Source organism: Algoriphagus sp. SE2 (assembly GCF_039563885.1).
GTDB lineage: Bacteria > Bacteroidota > Bacteroidia > Cytophagales > Cyclobacteriaceae > Algoriphagus.
Genome location: NZ_JBCLWJ010000008.1, coordinates 20882 through 34077, shown reverse-complemented (window position 1 = coordinate 34077; position 13196 = coordinate 20882). Strand labels below are relative to the sequence as shown.

Genomic DNA, 13196 nt, shown 5'->3' with positions numbered 1-13196 from the left:
TTCGGTTTAATTATATTTTTTGAATATGACGGAACAGTTATGACCACCAAATCCAAATGTATTGCTCAAAGCAAAATTTATTTCTCTTTTCTGAGCTTTATTGAAGGTCAAATTTAACCTTGGATCAAAGTTTTCATCATCAGTGAAATGATTGATAGTAGGAGGAACCAGACTATTTTTAATGGCAAGTATACATGCGATGGCTTCAACAGCTCCTGCCGCACCTAGTAAATGCCCGGTCATAGATTTTGTACTGCTGATATTTAAATTATAGGCATGATCTCCAAAAACTTGTCCAATAGCTTTAGTCTCACCCACATCACCAAGAGGGGTGGAAGTTCCATGGACATTGATATAATCAATCGCTTCTGGTGATAGACCTGCATCTTCAAGCGCAATATTCATTACTGTACTAGCTCCTAAGCCTTCAGGATGTGGTGCAGTAATATGATAAGCATCTGCAGACATACCTCCGCCTACAAGTTCTGCATAAATTTTAGCTCCCCTAGCTTTTGCATGCTCATATTCTTCGAGAATAAGAGCTCCAGCTCCTTCTCCTAAGACAAATCCATCTCTGTCTTTGTCGAATGGCCTTGAAGCCGTTTCTGGAGACTCATTTCTTTGGGATAATGCTTTCATTGCATTAAATCCTCCAATTCCTGCCTCAGTAACTGCAGCTTCAGAACCTCCACTGATAAAGATATCAGCTTTACCTAACCTGATATAATTAAACGCATCAATTAAAGCATTAGTAGCTGAAGCACAAGCAGAAACAGTTACAAAATTTGGTCCTCTAAAACCATATTTAATGGAAATGAATCCTGCACTGATGTCAGCAATCATCTTCGGAATAAAGAAAGGATTAAAGCGAGGAGTGCCATCACCATTGGCAAAATATGTCACTTCATCTTGAAACGTTCTTAGTCCTCCGATACCGGATCCCCAAATTACACCTGCTCTAGATTTGTCGATAGTTTCTAAATCGAAACCTGCATCATTCATGGCCTCTTCAACAGAGATCATGGCATATTGTGTAAATGGATCCATCTTTCGCGCTTCTTTTCTATCAATAAACTTTTCGACGTCAAGATTTTTGACTTCGCAAGCAAATTGAGTTTTGAAAAGAGATGCATCGAATCTGGTGATCGGCGCAGCACCGCTCACCCCATTAATCAATCCGGTCCAGAATTCTTCTACCGTATTGCCTATTGGGGTGAGGGCACCAATACCTGTTACAACAACTCGTTTTAAATTCATAAAATGAATTTATGGGTTATTATTTTACGTTAGCCTCAAGATAGGTAACAGCCTGTCCCACCGTGCCGATCTGCTCAGCCTGGTCATCAGGAATTGAGATGTTGAATTCTTTTTCGAACTCCATGATCAATTCTACGGTGTCCAGAGAGTCAGCTCCAAGGTCATTGGTGAAGCTTGCTTCTAAAGTCACTTCAGACTCTTCTACGCCAAGTTTGTCAACAATGATGGCTTTTACTTTTTGTGCAATTTCAGACATTTTGTGATCAGTTTAGTTAATAACACTTCGCAAAGAAATATATTTAATACCTAATTGACAAAGAAAAGACTCAAGTAAATTTAATTATAAATGACTCTTCTGTTAGGTTGGATTTAAATTTTTAACTTTGTTACCATCTATTTTCTTCCTTCATGAAGAAGTCAAAATTACTAATTGAACATACGTACGATTTTGAGCTACTTGGCCTCCAGTCCCCCGTAAAGGATTATAAAATGGCCTGGCTCATCAACCGTGACCTAGATTTAAATCTAGTAAAAAAAGAAGATTTGGAAATAGAGTTTCTTACCTCTCCAAGTCTGAAAATATCACAATATTTCCTTTCTTTACCACATGGATTTATCCAGTTACTTAAAAATAAGGCTTTAAACAATGAGCACCAAGTCACCTATTTGATTCCAGAACTTAAATTTATGGATTATTTCCTCTTGGTTCAGGATGAAACCTTTCAGACTAGTATTCATACATTTGTAAACCAATTGGCAAAAAATTCATTCGTTCAAAATATTGTCAAACTGGATATTTCAAAACTTAAATCAAAAGAGAACCTGTTAACTTATTAATATTCCAAATGAGCTATACTCAATTTAACAAGACTAAAATTCTTGCAACAATCGGCCCTGCTTCAAATAACTATGAAACTATTGTTAGTCTTGCTGCTGCAGGCGCAAATGTTTTTCGACTGAATTTTTCACATGGAAGTCATGATATTCATAAAGAAGTAATCGAAATTATTCGAAAAGTCAACAAAGAAAAAAAATTAAACCTAGGTATTCTCCAAGATCTGCAAGGTCCTAAAATAAGGGTAGGGGAAGTTGAAAATAATGGAGTTGAAATTAAACCGGGAGATGATATTACGATTACTAATGATCCAGTAGTAGGGACTAGTAGTCTAGTAAGTACAGTTTATCAAAATCTTCCACAAGACGTGGCTACTGGTGATAGAATTTTGATTGATGATGGAAATTTGGAAGTTTTGGTAAATGATACAGATGGTAAAAACGTTAATTGCACCGTGATCCATGGTGGTGTTTTGAAGTCCAGAAAAGGTATTAACCTTCCAAATACTAAGGTAAGTGCTCCATCTTTGACTGAAAAAGATATTGAGGATTTGGCATTTGGACTGGAGCAGGAAGTGGATTGGATTGCCTTGTCGTTTGTCCGGTCAGCGGAAGATATCACTGATTTAAGAGAGAGGATCGAAGCAAAAGGAAAGGTATGTAAGATTGTTGCTAAAATTGAGAAACCTGAAGCTTTAGAGAATATTGATTCTATCATAGCAGCTACTGATGCGATTATGGTTGCCCGTGGAGATTTGGGAGTTGAAGTTCCTATGGAAATTGTTCCACTTTGGCAAAAGAAAATCGTTGAGAAATGCAAATTGGCCTGTAAACCAGTAATCATTGCAACTCAAATGATGGAAAGTATGATCGTTAACCCCAGACCGACCAGAGCTGAAACCAATGATGTGGCCAACGCGGTTTTAGATGGGGCTGATGCAGTAATGCTTTCGGCTGAAACAGCTTCTGGAAAATATCCTGTCAATGCTGTGAAAGCGATGAGTAGCATTATTGGATACTTGGAAGCAAATGCTGATATCTATCACAATCTTTATAAAATCCCAGAAGATGATGAAACTTTCCTAAGCAATAATTTGATTTTGATGGCTTCCAGGCTTTCTAGAAATGTGAAAGCAAAGGCTATCGTTGGTATCACTTCATCTGGATTCACAGGTTTTAGAATTGCTTCTCACAGACCTCTAGCAAGTATCTTTGTATTTACAAGTAAGAAATCTTTAATCACTCAGATGTCATTAGTTTGGGGTGTTAGAGCTTATTTTTATGATCGGGTTATTTCTACAGATGCTACTTTTGCTGATATAGAAAATACACTGAAAGAAGATGACCATGTGAATTCAGGAGATATAATCATCAACACCGCAAGTATGCCTTTGAAAGGAGAAGGAAGAACAAACATGTTGAAAATACATGTGGTGGATTAATGAAAAAATAGATTTTAGTCTAAATGAATAATTGAAAACACCCTCTTAATAGTGGGTGTTTTTTTAATGCAATTTAGAAAATTGTTGAAACCCGAATTGAGATTATTTTTGAATTGAAATAAAATCATCAGGTCCAGTTGGTTTGACCATGATAACATTTTCCCTGTCCACTTTTACTGATCCATCTGGTGATCCTTTTGCCTTTCTGACAAATTTTGCTTCGGTATAAATTACTGGAGCTAAAGACTCGCTTTTATGCTTGGAGTAGAATGCTGCTAATTCGGCTGCTCTTTCCAAAACGGTAAGTGGTATACTTTTAAATCCTTTCATTTTAATGACCACATGAGACCCAGGTACTAGACGAGCATGGAGCCATAGGTCATCTTTATGGACAAAACCTCTAAGCATTTCATCATTATCTTTGGCAGATTTACCAACCCAAATAGGAAATCCTTCCACCTCAAAGGTCTTAAATGGCAATGAAACAGTTGATTTTAAAAGAGTCTTTTCCTGAATTTCCTCTTTTTTGAAAGCTTTCAATCCTCTAAACTCTTCAACTGCTTCGAGCTTTTCTATTTGTGTAATTAGACTGTTTTTCAGCTCAGTTTTATTTTGGATGGTTTTTTCAATCTGTTCCCATTCAAGCTTTCTGTTTTTACTTTTTCGATAGAGTTGAGAGGCAAAATCCTGAGGTTTTTGCTGAGGTTTCAGTTTAATTTTCACGGGTTTTCCTGTGTAAAAATCCAGTAATTCTACTTCAGATTTCTTTTCACCAAATTCATGAAGGTTAGCCATGATAACATCGGCTAACTTAGATGGGGGAGGGGAATTTTTTAATTCTTCGAGTTTTTGACTTGATTTTTTTAAGTAAGAATCCGCTCTTTTTAATTGATCTTGCAGTTTTTTTAGGAGTTCGTTTTTTTCCTTTTCAAAGTTTCCTTTTACCAAAGCAAGGTAAAAAAGATCATTTAACGCCTGAATCGGATCTGAAAATGTGGCAAGAGCATGGGACTCTGGAAGTAAGCTAAGGTGGATGCCTTCTTGGTCTTCGACTAAAGAAAATAATGGAGTATCTAAAATATCTATCATCTCTTCCATCAATTGCCATTTGGTATCCAAACTGGCCTCCGGATAGGCTTTTTCTTTTAAATAAGCTCTTGGTACTTTACCTAAAGTTGGAAGAAATTGCGAGGCATTTCCATTTAATTCTTCAAACCTATTTTTAGAAAGATCTAATTCTACTGCTAAAGTCCTCCAATCGAGATCCCTATCTCCTGAAATAATATTTTTGAAAATGTATTTTGGAGCATTCCCATTTTCATCATAAAATAAAATGTTGCTTCTGTTTGCATGAAGCTTAAAAAGTAGGATTTTATCAAAGCTTAATCTAAATATAAAAGACCTTTCGAAAGGTATGACTTCGCAGGATTCGATGGTCAATCCAACCATTTCCTGGAACAAGTTGATGCTATTTCTTTTTGCCCTCTTAAACCGATCTGGGAAGCTGTAATAAATTTGTGCTGGTTTCAGATGTGCCCTGATCCAGCCTTCCTCTACACCGAATTTTGTTTCAATGATTAATTCATCTTTGATTTGGGAAAAGCATGAAACAATGGTATGACCTTTATATTTTTTATCAAGGGCAGGGCAAAGAAATTTAAGAAAATGATAATTGATATGCATTAGGGCAAAGATACCTGGAGGCCGTCATAGGCCAAAGAAATACCTTCCGGTAATTCATTTTCAACTTCATCATGAAGCCCAAGCTTATGGGAAATATGGGTTAAATACGTTTTTTCAGCTCCAATTTCTTTAGCTTTTGAAACGGCCTCGTCTAATGTGAAGTGAGAAATATGTGATGTTTTTTGTAATGCATTAAGAACTAATACCTTACTCCCTTCAATTAGTTTCATTGACGCATCTGGAATAAAATTGGTGTCAGTGATATAAGTAAAATCACCTATCCTAAAGCCTAGGACGGGCAATTTATAATGTAAAACCGGAATAGGAATGATTTCTACTCCTTGAATAGAAAATGGTTTATCACTAATCTCAACTGGTTCAACCTGTGGGACTCCGGGGTATTTTTTACTTGAGAATACATAGGCAAATTCTCTTTTTATTTGTTCCAACACATTGATTCTGCCAAAGACGGGCATGTCTTTCTGTTGTTTGAAATTAAAAGGCCGAATATCATCAAGTCCTGCTGTGTGATCTTTGTGCTCATGGGTGAAAAGAACCCCGTCTAAGTGCTGAATGCCGGCTCGTAACATTTGGCTTCTAAAATCTGGGCCTGTATCAACCACCAAGCTTAAATCGTCTAATTCGAAGTGAATTGAAGATCTGAATCTCTTGTTTCTGAAATCCAAAGATTTACAGACCTGGCAAGTACAACCTATTACAGGGACTCCTTGTGAAGTGCCGGTTCCCAAAAAAGTTACTTTCAAAATTTTAAAGTGGTTTGTCTTAATTCTCGAAGAAAATCGTGATTGGCTTTATCTGAAAAATCCTGAGGATTAAAATTTAATTCAGTTAAAATGTCGATTAAAGCATTAATCTTTCCTTCCAAAGGAAAATATTTATTGATGATTACAATTTTATTTTCATTAAGTACACAATATCCAGATTTGAAATTTCCTTTTTCATAGCGCAAAGTGTATTGTGATGCAGCAAAAAGGTTTTCTAATTTATCCAGGTAATTTTTTGTGTATTTAATAGCCATATTTAACTCAGATGTTTTTTGACAGTTGCCAATACTTTATCAAAATCCAGTGGTTTCTGAATAAAATCATCAAATCCGAATTTACGAAATTCATCCATCGTGTAATTATTCACATTACCCGAGATAGCTATGATTGGTAGTTTAGATTTTTTAGGATCATCTAATTTACGAATTGCCTGAGTGCAGGAAGCTCCGTCCATTATTGGCATACTAATGTCCATCAAAATCAAGTCAAAATTTTCTTTTTCCAACAATTCTAAAACCTGCTTCCCATTCCGGGCTGCTTTCATTTCATAATTTTCAAAAGCAAGAACGCTTTTTGTCAGGTTAATGATAACTGAACTGTCTTCTCCGACGAGAATTTTTTTAGTAGTACTCATGATATAAAAATAGTTTCTTCCAGAATATATTTTTTAAAATTAAGAATTTCATCTTGTAAGCTATGTAATGTCTTTTTTGTTTCGGTCCATTTCTCTTCTATTGCATTTTGCTCTCCTTCTTTTGATAGAAGAAATATTTTATTCGCACCAAGCGTACCGCTATTACCCTTAATTACGTGAAGATTCTCGCTTATGATTTTCAAATCTGATCGGTTAAAGGATGCAAGTGAGTCCATTACCAGTTTTTCGCACTCATCCAAGAATTCTAAATAGATACTTTTTATATTTTCTACTTTGTTGTACCTCAATAACTGATTTACAACTTTTCGATCTAAAATCACTTTCTCAATTGAATTTTCGCTGTGAGTATTATTCTCATTACTTGGTGAAGCTTTTTCTCTTAAGAATTTATTTATGCATTCCAGTAATTCTTTGGGTCTAATTGGCTTGACTAAAAATTCATCAAAACCCTGCTCCAAAAAACTATTCCTATCTTCAAGTTCTGCAAATGCGGTTACAGCTATGATAATGCAGTCGGAATGGTTTGAGAGTCTTGCTTGCTTCATAGCAGTTATTCCATCCATCTTTGGCATTTGGATATCCATAAGGATCAGATCAAATGAATCTTGTTGTAGCATTTCCAGTGCTTCAACTCCATTTTTTGCACTCTTAAAAAAACAGATTTGACCTATAAGATTCTCAAACAGTTTACGGTTGATATCATTATCATCAACAATCAGAACCCTTTTGCTTTTCATCTTTTAAGTTTGGATTTTTGATCTCAGCCTAAGCTATTAAAACATTGGCAAAACAAAATTATCTTATTCTAGTAGTTGGCCCAACCGCAGTAGGTAAAACTGAAATATGCTTAAAACTAGCCAAAAAATTCAATTCAGAAATTATCTCTTGCGATAGTAGGCAATTTTATATGGAAACTAATATCGGGACGGCCAAGCCTTCTGAAAATGAACTTCAACAGATTCCTCATCATTTTGTCAACAGTCTTTCGATAGAGGATTCTTATGATGTGAAGATGTTTGAAAAAGAAGTTATTGATCTTTTGGATAAGCTTTTTAAAAATCATCAGGTTATCATTATGACTGGAGGATCAGGTTTATTTGCAGATGCAGTTGTAAATGGATTAGACGATATGCCTGAAATCGACTCTGGCATAAGAAAGGAAATAATTAGGATTTACGAAGAAAAAGGTCTGGAGTTTTTACAGAAAGAGGTTGGGAGAATAGACCCGGAGTACTTACAGGTCGTAGACCAAAACAATCCTCAGCGTTTAATGAGAGCAATTGAAGTTTTTAGAGGGACCGGGAAGCCTTTTAGTAGCTTTAGGGTAAAGAAAAAAGCAAAAAGAAATTTCCAAACTATAAAGATTGGATTGGAAAGGAATCGAGAGGAATTATATCATCGGATCGATAAAAGAATGGACCAGATGATAATGGAGGGTTTATTTGAAGAAGCTGAATCTTTTTTTGATAAAAGAGGATTAAATTCCTTACAGACAGTAGGTTATCAGGAAATATTTGGTTACCTGGAAGGGAAATATGATCGTGAAGAGGCCATACGATTACTTAAAAGAAATTCCCGAAGATATGCAAAAAGGCAATTGACTTGGTTTCGAAAAGATGTTGAAATCAAATGGTTTAAACCTAATGAAGAAGAAGAGATTATAACATATATATCTTCTCAGATAGGAGAATAACCGGAGATTTTAGCAACCCAGTTATAAGGCGCTTTTTTGATCAATTGATTATATTGTAGTCGGTTGATTTTTAAAGACCGAAGAGCCTCTATACTCTTTTTAGGAAGCTTTTTATCTGAATGAATTTCCTTCCATTTTTTTGCGATTTCGTCTGGGTCAGCGATCTCTCCCAGAATAATTTCCAATTCCGGATGATTTAATCCGAGTTTGGAAGTCAACTCTCTTTGCAAATTTAATTTGCGCTGCATCGAAGTTCTCACCGTAAGAAAAAATAGGAGGCAGGCGCCTCCCATTGTCAAGAATATTGGAATAAATCCCATACTAAATACTTAAAATTTCCATCAATTTTAAATGCCCTTTATTTAATGGCTTTTCTTTTCCAATGCAATCCGCAAAGGAAGTATAGACAATTGTCTGATTCATAACTCCAGCCATGCAGTTTCTTCTTCCATCGATCAATCCTTCCACAGCCGCCATCCCACAAAAACTTCCTAAAACACGATCTCTTGCAGTCGGACTACCACCTCTCTGAATATGACCTAATGTGGTAAATTTGAAATCTTTGTTTGGATCATTGATCTTTTCTTTGACTTTTCGCATGATGGTTTCAGCATTACCTTCTTCATCTCCTTCGGCAACAACTACAATACTGGAACTCTTGCTTTTCCTAAGGTTCTTCAAGCTTTTTACTACAATATTTAAATCTGTTTTGGTCTCTGGAACCATAACAAATTCAGCTCCTCCTCCTATACCGGATTCTACTGCAATAAACCCTGCATCTCTTCCCATCACTTCGATAAAGAAAATTCTATCATGCGCTGCTGCTGTATCTCGAATTTTATCAATAGCCTCCAAAGCGGTATTTACAGCTGTATCAAATCCAATCGTATAATCTGTTCCAAAAAGATCATTGTCAATAGTTCCTGGGCAACCAACAGTAGGAATTCCATATTCCTCTTCAAATATTTTTGCACCGGTAAAAGTTCCATCTCCACCTATGGCAACAATACCTTCTATTCCTTGTTCAACAAGGTTTTCATATGCTTTCTTACGGCCTTCGGGAGTTTTAAACTCCATTGACCTCGCTGACTTTAAAATTGTTCCTCCGCGTTGGATGATATTACTGACCGAATGAGAATACATTCGCTTGATATCTCCTTCAATCATTCCTTCATATCCTCTATAGATTCCATAAACTTCAAGTCCTTTATAAATTGCCGTCCGAACTACTGCTCTAACGCAAGCATTCATGCCAGGACTATCTCCACCAGAAGTAAAAACTGCGATTTTCTTCATTTCAATAGGTTTAAGTTTTCAAAAATAGGGATTCTGAAAGTAATAAAGGAATACATAGATTTTAAAAGCCCAAAAAATTAAGCTTTATTGAATAAGGAGTTATTGAGATTAAAAACAAGTTAAATTTTCATGAAATATTTTACACTTTCTGGGTCTGAAGTTCAAATTTCAACCATTGGTTTGGGCTGTATGTCACTTCCAGAAGATTTCGGTCAAAGTAAGGAAATTATAAATGCCTGTTTGGATGAAGGGATTAATTTCTTGGACACGGCGGATTTATATCAAAATGGAAAGAATGAGGAAATGATTGGAAAAGCGATCAAAGATAAAAGGGGTAAGGTTTTTTTAGCAACTAAAGTTGGAAACCAAATGAGGCCCGATGGAAGTGGCTGGGACTGGAATCCAAAAAAATCCTACATTTTGGAAGCGGTTGACAAAAGCCTTAAAAGGTTACAGACTGATTATATTGACTTGTATCAATTGCATGGTGGAACGATTGAAGATCCATGGGAAGAAACATTGGATGCATTTGAGATTTTAAAAAGTCAAGGTAAAATCAGGTCATTTGGAATTTCTTCCATCCGTCCCAATGTGATTAGAAAGGTACTATCTGATTCGAACCCTGCCACCATTATGATGCAATATTCGCCATTGGATAGAAGGCCAGAAGAAGAAGCATTTTCATTGATTTCTGACACTTCCACAAAAGTTTTGGTTCGGGGTAGTTTTGCTAAAGGCATACTGATCAATAAACCTGAGGTAGATTATTTGGACAAATCCAAAAGTGAGGTTCAGGCTATTAAAAGAGCAATTCAAGAATCGGGCTATTTCCCAGAAGCATTTTTAATCAAATTTGGTTTGATTCAAACAGCTGTTGGTGCATTGATTATTGGGGCTAGCTCTGTTTCTCAAGTCAAGAAAATGACCAAAGGTTTTGAAGAAAATTTAAGTATTCCTGATCAGGTGATTAGAGAATTTAAAGAAAATTTCAGTCCAAATTATTACCAGCAACATCGGTAAAATTTCTGTTGCCCACTGAAAACAAATAGTTTATTTTCGGCAACCATGGAATTATCTCCTAAACGCCACCCAAATTTTAAATAAATATGAAGTTTCGATTACTCTATTTGGCCTTGCCAATTTTGGTCTTTGCCTGTCAACCTAAAGAACTTACTGAAGCAGAGCGCTGGGAAGCTACAGCAGAACGCGTGGAAATCATTCGTGATGATTTTGGGATTCCTCATATTTATGGAGAATCAGATGCTGATGCAGTCTTTGGGATGCTTTATGCACAGTGTGAGGATGATTTCAGAAGGGTAGAGAGGAATTATATTTGGGCGACGGGAAGGTTGGCAGAGTTGGAAGGAGAAGAAGCTATTTATTCTGATCTTCGAGCAAATCTTTATATGACTGAAGCGGAAGCTAAAGCAGCATATGAAACCGCACCAGATTGGTTAAAGAAGCTTTGTATGGCCTTTGCTGATGGGGTTAATTATTATCTGGCTACCCACCCAGAAGTGACTCCACAAGTAATTACACATTACGAACCATGGATGCCTATGTTTTTTTCAGAGGGATCGATCGGTGGGGATATTGAGCAGATTCCGACCCGCAGAATTGCTGCTTTTTATGGAGATAACCAATCTTTAGCTCTGAATGAATTTGGGAGTGGTCTAAATCCTGTGGATTTGACTGAGGAACCCAAAGGCTCAAACGGGATTGCAATTTCAGGAGATTTGACTGAGTCAGGTAATGCTATGTTGCTGATAAATCCTCATACCTCCTTTTATTTTAGACCGGAAATCCATGTTGTCAGTAATGAAGGATTAAATGCATATGGAGCAGTTACTTGGGGACAGTTTTTTGTGTACCAAGGATTCAATGAAAAAACAGGATGGATGCATACTTCAACAGGAGTGGATTTTATCGATGAATTTGTGGAGGACGTTACTGAAGGTGAAGGGGAATTTACTTACAAGTATGGAGAGGAAACCAGATCAGTAACCGAATTGCCCATTACCCTAAAATACAAGGATGGAAATGAAATCAAGCAAAAATCATTCAGGATGTATCGAACCCATCATGGTCCGGTAACTCACAAATTGGATGATAAGTGGGTTGTGACCAAAATAAACTGGGATCCTGTCAATGCCTTGACACAAAGTTTTACGAGAACCAAACTAAGCAACCATGCGGAGTTTAAAGAGATGATGAATATCCGTACAAACTCTTCTAATAATACGGTTTATGCAGATGCAGATGGAAATATTGCCTATTTCCATGGGAATTTCATACCGAAAAGAAACGAGGGATTTGACTTTTCAAAGCCTGTTGATGGGTCAGATCCAGCTTCAGACTGGCAGGGATTACATACCGTAGATGAAAGCATAACTATTCTTAATCCTGGAACAGGCTGGATTCAAAACTGTAATTCAACCCCATACACAGCAGCAGGTGAATTTAGCCCGAAAGCTGAAAACTATCCGGTATACATGGCTCCAGAATCAGAAAATTATCGTGCTGTCCATGCAGTAAGAGTCTTAAAAGATGCAGATAATTTGAATTTGGATAAGTTAATTGATTTAGCCTATGATCCTTATTTACCGGCTTTTGAGAAATTGATACCAATGCTTTTGAAAGCTTATGATCAAAAAGGAGTAGGGGATCCTATTTTGTCCGAACCGATGAAAGTACTGGAGGAATGGGATTATAGAACGAGTAAAGAATCAGTGGCTATGTCCTTGGCCCATTTCTTCGGAATGAATTTTATGCGAAATCATGGTAATATCAACAACCTGTTGGAATTCAATCAAGGAAAAGGGGAAGTTCCAGCTCCTACCGCAACAGAACTATTAATTACTTTCCAAAGTACAATTGAACAAATGAATCAAGATTTTGGTACCTGGAATACGCAATGGTCAGAGATCAATAGATTTCAGCGATTATCCGGCGCTATTGATCTAAAGTTTGATGATAATAAACCTTATGTTCCTGTTGGATTAGCTTCTGGAACATGGGGAGCCTTGGCAGCATATGGTGCTCGATCAACTCCAGAAACCAAGCGATTATATGGTTACAGAGGAAACAGTTTTGTAGCTGTAGTAGAATTCGGAGATAAAGTAAAAGCTAAATCTATATTAGCTGGTGGTCAAAGCGCTGATCCTAATTCACCACATTTTGACGATCAAGCACAGCGGTATGCAGATGCTGAATTTAAAGATGTAGCCTATTATAGAGAAGATATTGAAGCTAGAGCAGAAGAAAAATATCAGCCAGGAAAAAGAGGAAGGAAGTAGGATGAAAGTCAGAAATCTAAAGTGAGAAAACTGAAAGAGTAGGAGTGTACTTTGTACTTCCCTAAATAACGTTGACCGTTTTAAATCTATTTTTAAAATGTTAAAAACGGCAAAAAGGATCAATTCTTATCGGAAGTATTCTGAAGATTTCAAGCGTAAATTAGTTGAGGATCATGAAAGAGGAGTCATGTCAGTTCCTCAAATGCAGCGTAGCAATTTTCAAAATTTGTATAAAAATAGACCGGGATAATTAAC

The 13196-nt window shown here is 36.5% G+C and carries 15 protein-coding genes; 6 read left to right on the top strand and 9 right to left on the bottom strand.

What is annotated here, in order from left to right; genetic code table 11:
- Positions 1-6: 6 nt before the first annotated feature.
- Both fabF and AAGF08_RS11175 read right to left on the bottom strand, forming a co-directional pair.
- Positions 7-1257, bottom strand: coding sequence for a beta-ketoacyl-ACP synthase II (fabF, locus tag AAGF08_RS11180; RefSeq protein ID WP_343511249.1), 1251 nt, complete (start codon positions 1255-1257; stop codon positions 7-9).
- A gap of 19 nt (positions 1258-1276) precedes the next feature.
- Positions 1277-1513, bottom strand: coding sequence for an acyl carrier protein (locus AAGF08_RS11175; RefSeq protein ID WP_057940051.1), 237 nt, complete (start codon positions 1511-1513; stop codon positions 1277-1279).
- 152 nt (positions 1514-1665) lie between these two features.
- Here AAGF08_RS11175 and AAGF08_RS11170 point away from each other — a divergent pair, with 152 nt between their 5' ends.
- On the top strand, positions 1666-2094 hold the full coding sequence (locus AAGF08_RS11170) for an IPExxxVDY family protein (RefSeq protein ID WP_343511248.1): 429 nt from the start codon (positions 1666-1668) through the stop codon (positions 2092-2094).
- Between the two features lie 8 nt (positions 2095-2102).
- The gene (gene pyk, locus AAGF08_RS11165; RefSeq protein WP_343511247.1) at positions 2103-3533 is read left to right on the top strand and encodes a pyruvate kinase; all 1431 of its coding nucleotides are present in this window, start codon (positions 2103-2105) and stop codon (positions 3531-3533) included.
- A gap of 102 nt (positions 3534-3635) precedes the next feature.
- Here pyk and AAGF08_RS11160 read toward each other — a convergent pair whose 3' ends face one another.
- From AAGF08_RS11160 to AAGF08_RS11140, 5 genes are read right to left on the bottom strand one after another with little or no spacing between them, the layout of a single operon-like run.
- Positions 3636-5216: an NFACT RNA binding domain-containing protein gene (locus AAGF08_RS11160; RefSeq protein WP_343511246.1), complete on the bottom strand. Its 1581-nt coding sequence runs from the start codon at positions 5214-5216 to the stop codon at positions 3636-3638.
- Positions 5216-5980, bottom strand: a complete 765-nt coding sequence (locus tag AAGF08_RS11155; protein WP_343511245.1) for an MBL fold metallo-hydrolase — start codon at positions 5978-5980, stop codon at positions 5216-5218. Before AAGF08_RS11155 ends, AAGF08_RS11160 begins: the two co-directional genes overlap by 1 nt.
- The gene (locus tag AAGF08_RS11150; RefSeq protein ID WP_343511244.1) at positions 5977-6255 is read right to left on the bottom strand and encodes a hypothetical protein; all 279 of its coding nucleotides are present in this window, start codon (positions 6253-6255) and stop codon (positions 5977-5979) included. Before AAGF08_RS11150 ends, AAGF08_RS11155 begins: the two co-directional genes overlap by 4 nt.
- A 2-nt stretch (positions 6256-6257) precedes the next feature.
- Positions 6258-6635, bottom strand: coding sequence for a response regulator (locus tag AAGF08_RS11145; protein WP_343511243.1), 378 nt, complete (start codon positions 6633-6635; stop codon positions 6258-6260).
- Positions 6632-7393 carry a response regulator gene (locus tag AAGF08_RS11140; protein ID WP_343511242.1) on the bottom strand — a complete coding sequence of 254 codons (762 nt, stop codon included), beginning with the start codon at positions 7391-7393 and terminating at the stop codon, positions 6632-6634. The genes AAGF08_RS11145 and AAGF08_RS11140 overlap by 4 nt, the downstream gene beginning before the upstream one ends.
- Positions 7394-7437: 44 nt before the next feature.
- On the opposite strand from AAGF08_RS11140, the gene miaA reads away from it, so the two are divergent.
- The gene (gene miaA / locus AAGF08_RS11135; protein ID WP_343511241.1) at positions 7438-8349 is read left to right on the top strand and encodes a tRNA (adenosine(37)-N6)-dimethylallyltransferase MiaA; all 912 of its coding nucleotides are present in this window, start codon (positions 7438-7440) and stop codon (positions 8347-8349) included.
- Here miaA and AAGF08_RS11130 read toward each other — a convergent pair.
- Together AAGF08_RS11130 and pfkA are read right to left on the bottom strand one after the other, a co-directional pair.
- The gene (locus tag AAGF08_RS11130; RefSeq protein WP_343511240.1) at positions 8334-8597 is read right to left on the bottom strand and encodes a hypothetical protein; all 264 of its coding nucleotides are present in this window, start codon (positions 8595-8597) and stop codon (positions 8334-8336) included. The genes miaA and AAGF08_RS11130 overlap by 16 nt on opposite strands.
- Before the next feature lie 73 nt (positions 8598-8670).
- The gene (pfkA, locus tag AAGF08_RS11125) at positions 8671-9645 is read right to left on the bottom strand and encodes a 6-phosphofructokinase (protein ID WP_343511239.1); all 975 of its coding nucleotides are present in this window, start codon (positions 9643-9645) and stop codon (positions 8671-8673) included.
- Positions 9646-9774: 129 nt separating this feature from the next.
- On the opposite strand from pfkA, the gene AAGF08_RS11120 reads away from it, so the two are divergent.
- The 3 genes from AAGF08_RS11120 to AAGF08_RS11110 all read left to right on the top strand — a co-directional run bounded on the left by AAGF08_RS11120 (position 9775) and on the right by AAGF08_RS11110 (position 13191).
- Positions 9775-10665 carry an aldo/keto reductase gene (locus AAGF08_RS11120; protein ID WP_343511238.1) on the top strand — a complete coding sequence of 297 codons (891 nt, stop codon included), beginning with the start codon at positions 9775-9777 and terminating at the stop codon, positions 10663-10665.
- A gap of 86 nt (positions 10666-10751) precedes the next feature.
- Positions 10752-12941, top strand: coding sequence for an acylase (locus tag AAGF08_RS11115; protein ID WP_343511237.1), 2190 nt, complete (start codon positions 10752-10754; stop codon positions 12939-12941).
- A gap of 97 nt (positions 12942-13038) precedes the next feature.
- A complete protein-coding gene (locus AAGF08_RS11110; RefSeq protein ID WP_343511236.1) occupies positions 13039-13191 on the top strand; it encodes a hypothetical protein in 153 nt (50 codons plus the stop codon).
- The last annotated feature ends 5 nt before the right edge of the window (positions 13192-13196 follow it).